At 66.7% G+C, this 13,769-nt stretch carries 11 protein-coding genes; 4 read left to right on the top strand and 7 right to left on the bottom strand.

The window, feature by feature from the left end; all coding sequences use genetic code 11:
• Nucleotides 1-223: 223 nt before the first annotated feature.
• Nucleotides 224-3,730: a hypothetical protein gene (locus AB7O82_RS13190; protein WP_428619541.1), complete on the top strand. Its 3,507-nt coding sequence runs from the start codon at nucleotides 224-226 to the stop codon at nucleotides 3,728-3,730.
• Nucleotides 3,731-3,957: 227 nt separating this feature from the next.
• Here the strand turns inward: AB7O82_RS13190 and AB7O82_RS13185 are convergent, their stop codons facing one another.
• The gene (locus AB7O82_RS13185) at nucleotides 3,958-4,173 is read right to left on the bottom strand and encodes a hypothetical protein (RefSeq protein WP_428552006.1); all 216 of its coding nucleotides are present in this window, start codon (nucleotides 4,171-4,173) and stop codon (nucleotides 3,958-3,960) included.
• 344 nt (nucleotides 4,174-4,517) lie between these two features.
• Between AB7O82_RS13185 and AB7O82_RS13180 the strand changes: the two genes are divergently transcribed.
• Nucleotides 4,518-5,351 (top strand): ABC transporter substrate-binding protein, encoded by an 834-nt coding sequence (locus tag AB7O82_RS13180; protein ID WP_428552009.1) that lies wholly within the window; start codon nucleotides 4,518-4,520, stop codon nucleotides 5,349-5,351.
• Nucleotides 5,352-6,066: 715 nt separating this feature from the next.
• Here AB7O82_RS13180 and AB7O82_RS13175 read toward each other — a convergent pair.
• The 6 genes from AB7O82_RS13175 to AB7O82_RS13150 form a co-directional block, all read right to left on the bottom strand.
• Nucleotides 6,067-6,501, bottom strand: a complete 435-nt coding sequence (locus AB7O82_RS13175) for a hypothetical protein (RefSeq protein WP_428619539.1) — start codon at nucleotides 6,499-6,501, stop codon at nucleotides 6,067-6,069.
• A 329-nt stretch (nucleotides 6,502-6,830) separates the two neighbouring features.
• Nucleotides 6,831-7,268, bottom strand: a complete 438-nt coding sequence (locus tag AB7O82_RS13170; protein ID WP_428552015.1) for a hypothetical protein — start codon at nucleotides 7,266-7,268, stop codon at nucleotides 6,831-6,833.
• A 1-nt stretch (nucleotide 7,269) separates the two neighbouring features.
• On the bottom strand, nucleotides 7,270-8,478 hold the full coding sequence (locus AB7O82_RS13165; RefSeq protein ID WP_428552018.1) for an acetate/propionate family kinase: 1,209 nt from the start codon (nucleotides 8,476-8,478) through the stop codon (nucleotides 7,270-7,272).
• A gap of 1 nt (nucleotide 8,479) precedes the next feature.
• Nucleotides 8,480-9,331 carry an enoyl-ACP reductase FabI gene (gene fabI, locus AB7O82_RS13160; protein WP_428619536.1) on the bottom strand — a complete coding sequence of 284 codons (852 nt, stop codon included), beginning with the start codon at nucleotides 9,329-9,331 and terminating at the stop codon, nucleotides 8,480-8,482.
• A 24-nt stretch (nucleotides 9,332-9,355) separates the two neighbouring features.
• Nucleotides 9,356-10,342 carry a phosphate acetyltransferase gene (locus tag AB7O82_RS13155; protein WP_428552023.1) on the bottom strand — a complete coding sequence of 329 codons (987 nt, stop codon included), beginning with the start codon at nucleotides 10,340-10,342 and terminating at the stop codon, nucleotides 9,356-9,358.
• Nucleotides 10,335-12,599: a DUF3141 domain-containing protein gene (locus AB7O82_RS13150; protein WP_428552026.1), complete on the bottom strand. Its 2,265-nt coding sequence runs from the start codon at nucleotides 12,597-12,599 to the stop codon at nucleotides 10,335-10,337. The genes AB7O82_RS13155 and AB7O82_RS13150 overlap by 8 nt, the downstream gene beginning before the upstream one ends.
• Before the next feature lie 458 nt (nucleotides 12,600-13,057).
• On the opposite strand from AB7O82_RS13150, the gene AB7O82_RS13145 reads away from it, so the two are divergent.
• Nucleotides 13,058-13,360 (top strand): helix-turn-helix domain-containing protein, encoded by a 303-nt coding sequence (locus AB7O82_RS13145; protein WP_428552029.1) that lies wholly within the window; start codon nucleotides 13,058-13,060, stop codon nucleotides 13,358-13,360.
• Nucleotides 13,361-13,379: 19 nt separating this feature from the next.
• Nucleotides 13,380-13,631 (top strand): DUF6127 family protein, encoded by a 252-nt coding sequence (locus AB7O82_RS13140; RefSeq protein ID WP_428552032.1) that lies wholly within the window; start codon nucleotides 13,380-13,382, stop codon nucleotides 13,629-13,631.
• The last annotated feature ends 138 nt before the right edge of the window (nucleotides 13,632-13,769 follow it).

Here is a 13,769-nt window from a genome sequence, read left to right as displayed (position 1 = left end):
CTGTCGCCATGTGGTCAAACCAATCGACGAAGCCCGGCAAATAATCGACGAAAGAGCTGGCATCACGGTGGAGCGATTGTCGCCGGGTCTTTTAGCTTGCTGCGCGCGTCCTGCCTGGACGACACTTCCTCCGCCCATGCGCCATCGTCGCCACAACCATCGAGAATAACCGCGACGAGCGGGCCGCTTCCCGAACCGCCAGAGAGACCCGGAGACTTCCGTCATGACCACCACGCTGACCTTCCACATGTCGCCTGCCTTCCTTGAGCAGGTGACGGGTTCCTCGACGGGGACCGGCGGCACCGGCACGCAGGGAGGTGTGTGGGCCTACCTGTGGAATAATGCACCGCCCTCCGACTACGTCTCGCCGATCGCCGGCGCATCGCCCAACTGGACGCCGCTGATCGCCAACGGCAGCATCACCTCGAACGTCACCCTGGGCGCGGACGGCAACTACAACGTCACCATCGACCTCACCGATGCGGCAACTCCCACCGTCTCGAGCGGCGCGATCTACCTGCTGCTGCAAAGCGAGAACCCGGCGACGCATAACAATCTGGTCAGCCTGATCGGTAGCACCGAGGGCAATATCCAGCCCAACGTGCAGAACTGGAACTACGGCTACTCGCAGTTCGAGTTCACCTTGGAGAACACGGCGTCCGACCAGGGCGACCTGACGGCGATCCCGGGCTACGGCCAGCATCTCGCGGTGAACATCTCATCGCTCACCGGCGCCTCGCGCGGCTACGCCATCACCGGCACGGCCATGACGAATGCGCTTACCACCGCAGAGTCGGCGGCGGCGCTCGAGTACCCGAAAGCGCCGACGGGCACCACGCCCTACAGCCCGCTCGACGGCTCGACCTCGATGGTGATCTCGCCGTCCAACGGCAATTTCGGCACCCAGTTCTATCCGTCGAGCAACTGGTCGGATTACCTCAACGCCTTTGTCACGCTCACTGCGACGGCGGGCCAGGTCAACATCTCCGGCATGACCAACGGCGAGCCCGATTCCAACGGCATCTGGCACAATTCGCAGTACTACTCGTACAACGTCCAGTCGGTGAACTTTGCCACCGCCGGCGGCTGGGGAGACGCCGGCACCTACTTCGTGTTCAGCCCGAATGCCGGCAGCCAGACCCAAGGCTACTTCGCGATCAGCCAGTCGACTCTGCAGGACAACCTCTATGCCGCCGGACAGGGTTACGCGACCTTGTGGCAGTCGTTTCAGGGCGGCGTACTCTCGCAGCCCTACGACATTCCCGGCAGCGGCATGTCCGCAAACCAGTTCAACCCCTCGGCCAACAACGAGTGGGGCAACATCTTCACGCCGTTCTTCACCGGCTTCACCGCCGGTTACTGGAACTCCCAGGCCCAGTCGTCGAATCCGATGGATCGCGCGGCGGCCAGCGCCAGCAATCTCGGTGGCGGCCCTGTCGATCTCAACAACACGATTTACCAATCGTCGTCCTACGCCTTCGACCTCAACCGCATCGGCACGCCCCCGACCTATCAGCACAACGACGCCTACAGCGAGGAATTCTTCAACCGGTCGAACGTCTACGGCTCGGCCTTCTCGGACAACCTGTCGAACGGCCTGACGCCGGGTCCGCTGGTGCCGCTGTCGTCGTCCTCGGGCCCCAACGTCAGCAACATCGATCTCTACGTCTACGGCCCGGGCGAGACCGACCCGTATTACATCCAGCCGGTCGGCGCCAACTACATCGCCGTGCCGACAAGCCAGACGGACTACCTGATTCCGACCCAGACCTCGAGCCTGCAGCTCATCGTGAGCGGCATCGCGGCGGGCACGGTGATCGCGCCCGACGTGACGCTGCAGCTCGGCATCTACACCGGCAACGGCACCTTCACCTACGTGCCGCTCACCTACACCACCGGCGGCAGCATCTGGCAGAACTACAACATCGCGGGATCGTCGACGACCGGCTGGACCGGTGCCTCGGGCGGCACCAACCTGACCGGCACCTTCATCATCAACAACCTGCCGACTCCCGCGACTCCCGCCAACAACGGCGTCTACTGGTACCAGCTCGTGCTGTCCGAGAGCGGCGGCGACCAGAAGGTGATCGACTTCTACGCCACCTCGAACGGCACGGCGGGGCAAATCCAGGGTGCGCTGACCTCGATGGCCGCCGACGGCCAAGCCTCCGTGCAGTACAACAACAATCCGAGCCAGCTCCAGCTCAACGTCAATCCGCAGCTCTCGCTGCCGTCCGGGCTGCTGGCGTTCCAGTACAACAGCCAGTTCGCGCCGATGCCTGCGGCGCCGGTCGCCGGCCAGATCGTCAGCGGCGCCTTCCAGGCGAACGGAGCGTTTGCGGGCCAGAACGGCGACGGCCTGCCGACGGTGGGTTCCGGCAGCTCTGCGGTGGAAGGGACGCCGAACCCCACCCTCACCCTGACGCAAGCCTTCGACCTGCAGTTCGGCTGGACAGGCCTGAACAATGGCAACACCAACACCGGCACCGCAAATGGTGGCTTGCCGACAACCGCCCAGTGGATTTCGCAATACACCAACAAGATCGTGGCCGGCGACACCGCGCTGATCCAGTTCTTCGATACGGCGACTCAGCAGATGCTGCCGATCCTTGTGTCGGCGGTGGCCGACCTCGACGGCCAGTGGCAGACCACCACCGGAGTCCAGATCGGCACCGGCGGTGCCCAGCTCGGAAACGGCACCTACAACGTGACGATGCAGGAGCAGCTTCCCGACGGCACCGATTTCGGACCGGCCAGCGCGCCGCTCATCCTGACCGTCAATGTCGCAACCCTGGCGATCGCCGCCACCAACGCCGGCAACGGCGTGCAGTTCGACTCGCTCGGCGCCGGCGCGCCGTCCGGCAACTTCCTGCATGTCGATCCCGTCCAGGTCGATCTCGCGACCCTGTCGCAGGGCGCCGACGTTCTGTTCTACGCCACCAACACGGCCGGCCAGTTGCTCGACCGCGACGGCAACACGGGCTCGGCGCTGACGATCGCCGACGCGACCCTGGCGCGCCTCGGCCTGATGAACAGCGACTCGGGCCAGGTGCTGCTGAATTTCGGCAACTCGGTGTTCCTCGAGACCGACGAGCAGCTCCACTTCGCCATCCTGAACAAGGACGGCTCGATCGACAGCAACCCCTCGGTCAGCATCACGCCGCAGGCCGACGGCTCGCTCCTCACCAATGTCGGCGGCTTCCAGTTCGTGACCCGGGCCGACAACACGTTGAGCAACAGCGACTACCTGGCCGACCCCCAGCACGACAGCAACCTGCCGCTATTCTATCTCGAGCATGGCGCGAGGATGGCAGTCGACGTGGCGGGCAGCGCGGCCAACGTCAACGTGCTGGGCTTCGTCGAAGTCGATATCGACGCCAACGGGGCGATGAGCATCGCCGGCGTGGCCTACGGCGACACCGACGCTTTCCGCGAGGCCGCAGCCGACAACATCGACGCCGGCTTCTCCGTGATCGACGGCGGGCGCACCTTCGACACCGACAAGGTGTGGGTGGTGGCGGGCGATTCCGGCTACTACGCACCGGTCCTGGTGACGCCTTACGGCGAGATCCTGGTCATCGGCGCTGCCGCCAACATCGACGGCATGGAGCACATCCGCCTGATGGGCGAGAACGCCTTCGGTGTCGAGGACCTGGTGGCCAGCCGCAACTCGGACTTCGACTACAACGACATGCTGATCGGCATCAGCAAGCTCGCCGACCCGGTGTAGGTACATCTACAGCTCTCCCCCGTCTCCATCTCCAACCTTCCCCCGTCTTACGGGGAGGTGCCCCCGAAGGGGGCGGAGGGGGAGGGCTGCAGCCGAGTTCCATGACTTTCCGACGTCGGAATCAGGGACATCTCGAGCGCCGCATTCCCCCTCCGCCCCGTATGACGGGGCACCTGGCCCCGATTGCGGCGGAGGAGCGGATGGGGGCGATCATGAGGGCTCGCCTCTCAGCGGTAGATGCGCCAGCCGACGTGGTAGGTGGGCTCGCCGCTTAGCGGGCCGGCGGGATAGAGGCCGCCGCGATCGTCGGTCTGATACACGGTGACGTGCCGGTCCACTCTCGCGCAGCTGGAGAGCACGGCGACGAGCAGCGCCGCAGGCGCGACGCCAAGCATTTCCGCCCAGCCGGCACGCGCCATTCGGACAAGGCTTACGGGCCTCATGGGGCGCCTCCTCCTTTGCCGCCTTAATGCGCCGCGAGCGCTTCGCGTTGCGCCTCCGGCCCTGCTTTCCGCCATTTTTCATGACGGCTATAGTCGCGACTGGAGGAATATCGGCATGACCTGGGAAATCACCGGGATTGCCTGCCACTTTCTCGCGATAGCTCAAGCCGATACCATTCTACGGACATTTGAGGGGCGGTATGAGGCGGCGGCTACTCATTGCGGGTTTGGCGAGTGCGGTGCAGCAAGCGCCGCTGGCGTGGGCACAGCAAGCGCAGAGGGTCCCCCTCATAGGTTTTCTCCATCCTGGAATCCCCACATCCGCAGCACCGACATTCCGTGCCTTGGCCGATGGCTTGCGTGATTTCGGCTTTGTCGAGGGGAAAAACGTCAAGGTCGAAGCGCGTTGGGCGCTGGGAAAGCCCGAGGCGCTTCCCCAACTCGCTCGCGAACTCGTTCAACTGGGTGTAGCTGTTCTTGTCGCGACTGCTCGTCCGTCAATAGAGGCAGCGAGGGCGGCGACGACTGACCTGCCAATCATCGCAACTGATCTTGAAAGTGATCCGGTCGCGAGCGGCTACGTTGCCAGTCTGGCTCGTCCGGGAGGTAATCTCACAGGTTTCTTTTCGGATGCGCCCACATTGTGCGGCAAGTGGCTACAGCAAATTGGTGAGATCATTCCTGATGTGAAAACAATTGCCGTGCTGTGGGATTCCACGACAGGTCCATATCAGCTCGATACGATGACGGTAGCAGCAGGGGTGAACTCAATTCGCATTTCGGTCATGGAGTTTCGCGACAGCGCGGGATTGGGAAAGGCGCTTGATCTTGGTCTCAGGGGAGGACCTCAAGCTGTCATCCAGCTAGGCTCTCCTTTGATCCGTCAAGCCAGTCCTCGGATTGCGGAAACCCTGTTACGTCACCGCATGCCCGGAATGTCGCAGTTTCGAATCTTTCCCGACAGCGGTGGCCTGATCTCCTATGGACCAAACCTGCCGGACCTCTATCGCCGTCTTGGCGGATATGTTTCCAGAGTTCTTCACGGTGCACGACCCGGCGATCTGCCGATTGAACGTCCCAACAAATTCGAACTGGTCATAAATCTCAAAACCGCCAAAGCACTACAACTGACAATTCCGGGCACGCTACTGGCCACTGCGGACGACGTCATCGAATAGAGATGGAGTCTGCGATTGCCATGCCGTCCTCGGGCTGCAAGCGGTGATCGGAGGCAGACGAGGTCATCGAATAGATTTGGCGCTGCCCCGTCGTTGGAGCCACCATCGGCGGGTCCCCCAGCAACTGGGCAGCAACTGGGGGCTCGATGGAGTTGGCGATTGGGCCGGTTGACGCTGGACGCCCTTCCTCTCGGCGCATGTGGTTCGGCGACAACGCCCCGACCATACGCACGCCCAGACGCACGCGGGGCGAGCTTCCCCGGCACGTCCCGGCGCGCCGCGGAAGGCTCCCGTCCGATACTCGACGAAACAGGTGAATTGCTCGTTGAACGGTGCGCCTGCCGCCTCGTTTGCGCCCCGAGTGCAACCTATTTTCGGAGCCTCGGTGCGTGGGTGGTGGCAGCCGATGAGGCTCCGCCGAGGTGTGGGAAGCGGAAGCGGCGAGGCCGGCGTGGGAACCGGCCTCCCGCCTTCCGTCAATCAGGGTGCGCTCGCCGTGTACGTGGCGGGTGTGCACGGGAGCACCGGCTGCGCCGGACTCGTCGCGCTGCGGTCGCGACCGCCGGCAGAGCGGCGCTTCTGCCAGAACTGCCCGAGTTGGATGACCACGGAGGGTTGACCCGTCCGCAGGCCCGGCGGGACATCATGGAGGAAAGCCAGCAGGGACGGTCAGAACCGCCGGGCCGATCGGCTGCTTGCACCGCGGGCATTGCTGCTATTTCTGCCGCTTCCAGGTGTTGGTCGCGGCGACGGCGACGCCGTTGCGATCTTCGGTGTAGAAGATGTCGATCGTGTCGGGATCGACGATCGTGCCGTCGATGATGCCCCGGCCTTTCAGGACCAGACGAAGCTGCTTCCCATCCGGAGAGATGACACCGATGACCGGATCGACGGCGGCGGCCGACGAAAGAGTGCCCCAGACGCGGTTGCCGTCCTGTCCCTCGATCCTGGTCGTGAATGGCAGCTCGGTGAGACGATTGCCTCCGGCCGGCTTGGCGGCGACGGTTCCCGGATGGTACCCGGCCAAGCCGCTGACGATGGACTTGCTCGTGCCGGTCCAGGTGCCCTTCATGTCGAAGGTTTGAGCGCTTGCCGCTCCCGTCCAGACGAAGAGGGTGGCGAGGCAAGCGAGTGGCAGACGATTGAACAAGCGATGCTTCTTGGTGAGGGAAGCAGCCTGCCACGTCCGGCCAAACCCGAGCAACGACTCCCGGTTACCGATTGGTCACGGCTAATTCATCCGGTTCCGAAGCGCTTGTTTCGTGACAGGCCCTACTCCGTTCAGACCAAACGCGCGCTATCATCCCGAGCGCAGCGAGGGACCTTTGAAGCAGCAATAAAGACTCCTCGCAGCGCCCGGGATGACGGAAGCGTTGTCACAACTGGAGCACGTGTTTCGTGACAGGCCCTGGGGCCGGGCCATGTCGCCGGGCGGAGGCATGTCCAGGTCTCGGGTTCGACAGCTGTCCGAACGCAAATTCACGCCCAGCTCAGCGTGACGCCGATGTCGCCCAGCATGCCGCCGGGATAGTCGATGATCTCGTAGCGGATGTGGTAGCCGCGCGGCTGGAGCTGGCGCTTCCAGAACTCGTAGATCTCCTTGGGGATGCCGGTCAGCGTCTTCTCCCAGCCCGGCTCGGCCTGGTTGATGGCGCGGCCGTTATCGGTGCAGAGCGTGTGGGGGAAGCGGAAGACCTGGACCGAGGTCAGCCCGTTCTCGACCGCGCGATTGACGATGACGGAGGCCTTCTCGACGATCTCGTCGTCGCTCAGGCCCGACGGCCTGCTGAGCCGGTCCAGCAGCTCGCGCTTCTCGTGCTCGGCGGCCTCGTGCGCCTTCAACGCCGCCGACGCCTTGGCCCCCTCGGCGAGCGCGATCTTCTCCTGCAGCTCCTTGACGGTGAGAATCTTGGTCATGCTAGCTCTCCTCTTGCAACACGGCCGCACTGGTGTAGCGGGCGATCATTCGTTCCTCGTCGGTCGGCACGACCAGCACCGGTCGCGCGTCCGCGGCATTGATGCGGCGCTGGCCGCCGCCTCCGTCATCGTTCCGCGCCGGGTCGAGCGCGAAGCCCAGCCAGGCGCAGCCCTGCACCACCTCGGCGCGGGTTGCGGCGTCGTTCTCGCCGATGCCGGCGGTGAAGACGAGGGCGTCGAGGCCGCCCAGCGCCGCCGCCAGCGAGCCGATCTCGCGCACGATCCTGTACACGAACAGGGCGATCGCGTGCGCCGCCGCGGGCTCGCCGGACTGGCGCAGGGTGCGCATGTCCGAGGCGATGCCGGACACGCCCAAGAGGCCCGACTGGCGATAGAGCAGGTCCTCGAGGCGACTGGCGTCGTAACCGTGCTCCTCCATCAGGTAGAGCAGCACGCCGGGATCGAGCGTGCCGGTGCGCGTGCCCATCATCAAGCCGTCGACCGCGGTGAAGCCCATGGTGCTGGCGACGCTCCGGCCGTCGTGCACCGCGCACAGGCTGGCGCCGTTGCCGAGATGGGCGATGATCAGCCGCCGCCCGGCCACGTCGGGCTCGCTCTCCCTGAGTCGGGTCACGATGTAATCGTAGGAGAGGCCGTGGAAGCCGTAGCGCCGCACGCCTTCGTCGGTGAGGGCGCGCGGCAGGGCGAATTCCTGGGCGAGCGCGGGCTGGCTGCGATGGAAGGCGGTGTCGAAGCAGGCGATCTGCGGCAGGTGCGGGGCCGCCTGGGCGATCACCCCGATCGGCGCCAGGTTGTGCGGCTGGTGCAGCGGGGCCAGCGGCACAAGCCGCTCGAGCTCGGCAAGCACGCCGGCATCGAGGCGGGTCGGCCGGATGAGCTTGACGCCGCCATGCACCACGCGATGGCCGAACGCCGCGATCCTGCGGCCGGCCAGCAGGCTGCGGCCGAGCTTCAGGATCTCGGCGGTGGCGCCGTGATGGTCGAGCGCCCCCCGGGGCCAGCTGCATTCGGCGACCGACTTGCCTGACTGGTCGGACACTTTCAGCTGTGCCGCGCCGCCCAGCCGTTCGACCTGGCCGTCGAACAGCAGCGCGCCCTCGGTCCCCAGCTCGTAGAGCGCGAACTTGATGCTCGACGAGCCGGCGTTGAGGACGGCGACGCAGCCGGGGTCTGACTCGGAGCGCGGCATGTCAGGCCACGATGTTGGCGCCGCCGTCGACATAGACGGTGCCGCCGGTGATGCGATGGGCGAGCGGCGTCGCGAGATAGGCGCAGGTCCAGCCGACATCCATGATGTCGACCAGCTCGCCTAGCGGGGCCTTGTGCGCGGCCTCGTTCAACAGCAGCTCGAAATCCTTCAGTCCGGAGGCGGCGCGCGTCTTCAGCGGACCGGGCGAGATGGCGTGCACGCGAATGCCGCGCGGCCCCAGCTCGTAGGCGAGGTAGCGGCACGACGCCTCCAGCGCGGCCTTGACCGGACCCATGACGTTGTAGTTCGGCACCACGCGGTTGGCGCCGTAGTAGCTCATGGCGAACATCGTGCCGCCGTCCTTCATCAGCGGCGCGGCAAGCCGCGCCATGCGCACGAAGGAATGGCAGGAGACGTCCATCGCCCTGGCGAAGCCCTCGGCCGAGCAGTCGAGAAGGCCGCCACGCAGGTCGTCGAGCGGCGCGAAGGCGATGGAGTGCACCAGGATGTCGAGCCGGCCCCAACGTCGCTCGATCTCGGCGAACACCGCTTCGAGCTGGCCGGACTCGGCGACGTCGAGCGCCAGCGCGATCGGCGCTTCGAGCGCGTGCGCCAGCGGCTCCACATGGGGACGCGCCTTGGCGTTGAGCCAGGTGACGGCCAGCTCGGCGCCGGCCTCGCGGAAGGCGCGGGCGCAGCCATAGGCGATCGACTGGTCGTTGGCGCTGCCGCCGACGTGGGCCTGGTGGCGGGCGCGCAGGGGGGGGTGGGGGGGGGCGGTCTGGGGTCTTCCGGCCGGCGGGCGTCCCGCCCGCTCATGATTCGGTGGGGGCGGGACGCCCGCGGTCCGCATGATTCCATGACTCCCGTCCCGTGCTCACGCGACGGCCGCGCTGGCGCTGGCGCGCCTGGCGGCGGCGACGAGGACGCTCACGGCGCACGAGGCCAGCCGCGTCGTGAGCGAATCGGCGCGGCTGGTCAGGATGATGGGGACGCGGGCGCCCAGCACCACGCCGGCGGCGTCGGCGCCGGCCAGGAAGGACAGGCTCTTGGCCAGCATGTTGCCGGCCTCCAGGTCGGGCACGACCAGCACGTTGGCGCGGCCGGCCACCGGGGAGGCGATGTTCTTGATCGCGGCGGCCTCCGGGCTGATGGCGTTGTCGAGCGCCAGCGGGCCGTCGAGCACGGCGCCGGTGATCTGGCCGCGGTCGGCCATCTTGCACAGCGCCGCTGCCTCGATGGTCGACGGCACGCGCGGATTGACCGTCTCCATGGCGGACAGGATCGCCACGCGCACCTCGGCCACGCCCAGCGCATGCGCCAGATCGATGGCGTTCTGCACGATGTCGATCTTGTCCTCGAGCGTCGGCGCGATGTTCACCGCGGCGTCGGTGATGATCAGCGCCTCGGGATGGCTCGGCACGTCCATGACGAAGCAATGGCTGATGCGGCGGGCGGTGCGGATGCCGTCCTCGCGCGCCACCACGGCGCCCATCAGCTCGTCGGTGTGGAGGCTGCCCTTCATCAGCGCCTGGGCCTGGCCGGTGCGCACCAGCTCGACCGCCTTGGCCGCCGAATCGTGGCTGTGCGCCGAGGCGACCAGCTCGAACGGGCTGATGTCGAAGTCGTTGCGCGCGGCGACGTCAATGATGCGCGCCGGCGGGCCCACCAGGATGGGCTTCAGCAGGCCCAGCCGCGCGCCCTCGACGGCGCTGTCGAGCGAGACGGCGTCGCAGGGATGGCAGACCGCGGTCGGCATCGGCTCGTGCTTCAGCGCGACCTCGATCAGGCGGTCGTACTTGGCGTGTGAGCGGGAGGGCGGAGTGGTGATGGTGTCGGGCATGGGAACAACCGTGTCAGGCATCGCCGGCCTTCTCGCCGAACAGCTCGGCGAGGTGCCGCAGGCGCCGCTCCCCTTCCTCCGGCAGCGGCCCGCTGGCATGCAGCACGTCGTGGATCGCCTGCCAGCCCTTGCGGCGCAGGTTGGCGTCGTCAGGCAGCAGGCGCGGGATCGCCGCGACGGCGCGCGCCTGGTCGAGGCGCAGCAGCAGGAACTGGTCGCGGAACAGGGCCTTGGCCTCGCCGGCGCCCAACCGGCGGTTGGCCGGCTGCAGCTTGCGCAACGCCTGCAGCACCGCGAAGCCGCGCTCGTCGACGCTGCCCTGCGGCAGGCGGACATGGATGATGGCGCGCGCCACCGCCGCCGGCAGCCCGCCGACCTCGAAGCGGGTCGCGAGCTCGGCCTCGGCGTGGGCCGCCATCGCCTCGCGCGCGAGATCGCGCTCGATGCGGCGCTGCGGCGGCGTCGCATCAGAATGCGACGGTGTGGCGCCATTGGGCGCGGCGAGCCCGACCATCGCCTGAAGCCAGGGCGAGCCGTAGGTGCCGACGAACGCCGCCTCGGTCAGGGCGTCGCGCGCCAGGCGATAGCCCTCCCACCAGGTGGTGATCAGGCCCGAGGCCATCTGCTCCATCGCGAGCAGCGGGTTGTCGGCCGCGACCGGCTTGCGGTCGGCGCGCACGCTCTCGGCCAGGTCCTTGATCGGCGCCATCGCCGGGTTCCTGTCGGAGAACATCGCGAAGCGCAGCCGGTTGGGATGCATCTGGCGTGCCATGTCGGCCGATTGCGTGCCCGCCATCGCCTGCACCGCCGGCCGCGCGAAGGCTGCGTAGAGGCCGTGGTTGATCTCCGACACGCGCGCCACGGTGGCGAAGCGCTGGTTGTCCTCGGCATCGTTGTTGCCGAGCGCGCGGATGTCGTCGAGCGAGCGCGCCTCCAACCGGAACAGGTACCTGCCGTGGATCAGCTCGGGATGGACGGTCGCGTCGTCGACCTCGCTGATGACCGCCTCGTAGAGGCCGGGCGGCAGCAGATCGATCATCTCCATGCACGAGGCGAGCTCGGCGTGCTCGCGCGTCGCCACCTTGCCCGAGACGAAGATGCCGAGATGCCCGATCGACTCGTGGAGCGTGTAGACGATTGTCTGGCCGTTGGTGACGATCTCCTCGTCTTCCTCGTAGAGGTCGGTGATCCAGCCCAGCGCCTGCTGCGGCGGCGTGATGTTGTCGCCCTGCGAGCACAGCACGATGATCGGCGAGCGGATGTTGCGCAGGTCGACGCGCCGCCCGGTCGAGGTACGGATCTCGCCGGAGGTGAGCTTGTTGCCGACGAACAGGTTGTCGGCGATCCACTGCATCTCATGGGCGTTCAGCAGCACCGGGCTGCCCCACCAGGTCTCGAACTCGAGAAAGCGCGCCGCCTCGGTGTCGACCTTGGAATAGAGGTTGTAGGGCTTCTGCCAGTACGTGTTGGCCGGGTTCAGCGCCTCGAAGTTGGCGACCAGGTTGGCGCCGTCGAACAGGCCGTGGCCGAGATCGCCCGACAGGGCGGTGAGCCACGTGCCGCCGAGCGTCCCGCCGAGATAGCGCATGGGGTTGCTGCCGCGCACCCCCGCCCAGTAGGAGAGCGGCGAGCCCGCCAGCAGGATCGGCCCGAACAGCTCCGGCCGCATCGCCGCGGTCATCATGATCTGCCAGCCGGCCTGGCAGTTGCCCACCGTGACCGGCTTGCCGTCGGCATCGGGATGCAGGCGGGCGATGACCTCCAGGAAATGTGCCTCCGCCGTGCACACATCCTCGATGGTCTGCTCGGCCACCGGCTCGGGCAGGAAGCCGACGAAGTAGCAGGGATGGCCGGCGGCGAGCGCCACGCCGATCTCGCTGTCGTGCTTCATGCCGCCGATGCCGGGCCCGTGCCCGGCGCGCGGATCGACGACCACGAAGGGCGGCTTGCCGGGATCGGTCTTAGTGCCCTCGGGCGGCACGATGCGCACCAGCATGTAGTTGACCGGGTGCGGCAGAGTGCGCCCGTCGACCACCAGCTCGAAGGAGAAGCCCAGCACGTGCGGGGCATCCGACTGGGCGCGCTCGAGCCAAGTGTTGCCGCGCTGGCGCAGCGTGTCGAGGGTCAGGATCGCGCGCTGCCACGCATCGATCCAGTAGTCCTGGGCGAAGCCGAGACCCCAGCTGGCAGACGGCTGGCTGGCAGACGCCTGGTTCGCGGACGTCGGGGTGGCGGACGTCGGGTTCGCGGGCGTGTGGCTGTGCGTAGCCGCTGACATGGTGCACTCCGGGGTCGAGGAGGAAGAACCTGGGGCAAGCGGATAGGGGATTCGTAGCCGCCTGCCTTGCGCTTGGTCAAACGCTTCCGCCACGCCCCGGTTACAGTTCTCCGGGGAGCCTCGTTACGATTGCGTGATGTTTCATGGGCGATCAGGCTCCCCGGTGCGCAGGCGTGGACACACTTCTTTTTCCTCCCCCGTAGTGGGAGATGTGCGCTGACTTTGATGGAAGAGGGCGTCAAGCGCTGGGAGCGCGCCACTCCGATGGCGCTCTTCTTCGTGATTGCACATCCCATGAGCGCCGTCGGAGTACCGCGCTCCCAGCAAAGAGGCGAGGTCGACGGCAAATTGGGCTCCTATGCGTGACCCCCCCCCGTCGTGGACCCGATTGGGGATCGGGATGCTTTCCAGACAGGAATTGCAGCCTATAGTGATCACGGCCCAGGGAGGGGCAGCCCATGCCGATGACCATCATCTGGCGCGAACCCATCACGCCCGATCGGCCCGCAATATTCTGGGGCTCCGAGATCAAGCGACTTCGTCAGGCGCAGAATCTGTCGCAGCGGCGGCTCGCCGATCTGGCCGGGGTCGATCGGGCGTCGCTGGCGCGCTTCGAGTGCGGGCGGTCGCGCGGGAACCTCGACATGGTCGAGAAGCTGGTCGCCGTGCTGGGCTACGAGCTCGACCTGATGTGGCATGGCTTCGTTGGCGGCAGGTTGCCGCCACCGTCGCCCGTTGGCCTGTTAACGCATACCGCCTGACGTTCTAATGGCGCCCGTCATGGACCAGACCTACACCTTCACCCAGGCACAGCTCCATTCGCTGATGGAGGAGGCCTCGCAGCGCGGCGCTCGGCAGGCGCTCGCCGCCATCGGCCTCGGCGACGAGCACGCACTGCGCGACCTGACCGAGTTGCGCTCCCTGATCGACGCTTATCGCGCCATCAAACGCAGCATGCTGGTGACCTTCGGCAAGGCGATGGCGTTCGCCGTGGTGTCCGCCCTGGTCGCCTACTTCTGGTTTCGGCACTAGGAGCGGCTGTGCAATCAATTGCACAAGATGGCAGCTCAGGTGGCGTGGTCCACGTGGCGCCGCATGTCTTCACGGTCGAGGCCATGCTGTCTGCGGCATTCGATACTCTTCACGACTCCTTGCGGCGATGTCGATTCG

The sequence above is a fragment of the Reyranella sp. genome, assembly GCF_050185545.1.
Taxonomy (GTDB): domain Bacteria; phylum Pseudomonadota; class Alphaproteobacteria; order Reyranellales; family Reyranellaceae; genus Reyranella.
Note: the sequence above shows the minus strand (reverse complement) of the source record. Positions and strands in the feature narration are given on the sequence as shown.

Bases quoted from the DNA above. Each gene is read 5' to 3' on its own strand.
- AB7O82_RS13190 (WP_428619541.1), top strand. From the start codon at position 224: ATGACCACCACGCTGACCTTCCACATGTCGCCTGCCTTCCTTGAGCAG.
- AB7O82_RS13185 (WP_428552006.1), bottom strand. From the start codon at position 4,173: ATGAGGCCCGTAAGCCTTGTCCGAATGGCGCGTGCCGGCTGGGCGGAA.
- AB7O82_RS13170 (WP_428552015.1), bottom strand. From the start codon at position 7,268: ATGACCAAGATTCTCACCGTCAAGGAGCTGCAGGAGAAGATCGCGCTC.
- AB7O82_RS13165 (WP_428552018.1), bottom strand. From the start codon at position 8,478: ATGCCGCGCTCCGAGTCAGACCCCGGCTGCGTCGCCGTCCTCAACGCC.
- fabI (WP_428619536.1), bottom strand. From the start codon at position 9,331: ATGCGGACCGCGGGCGTCCCGCCCCCACCGAATCATGAGCGGGCGGGA.
- AB7O82_RS13155 (WP_428552023.1), bottom strand. From the start codon at position 10,342: ATGCCTGACACGGTTGTTCCCATGCCCGACACCATCACCACTCCGCCC.
- AB7O82_RS13150 (WP_428552026.1), bottom strand. From the start codon at position 12,599: ATGTCAGCGGCTACGCACAGCCACACGCCCGCGAACCCGACGTCCGCC.
- AB7O82_RS13145 (WP_428552029.1), top strand. From the start codon at position 13,058: ATGCCGATGACCATCATCTGGCGCGAACCCATCACGCCCGATCGGCCC.
- AB7O82_RS13140 (WP_428552032.1), top strand. From the start codon at position 13,380: ATGGACCAGACCTACACCTTCACCCAGGCACAGCTCCATTCGCTGATG.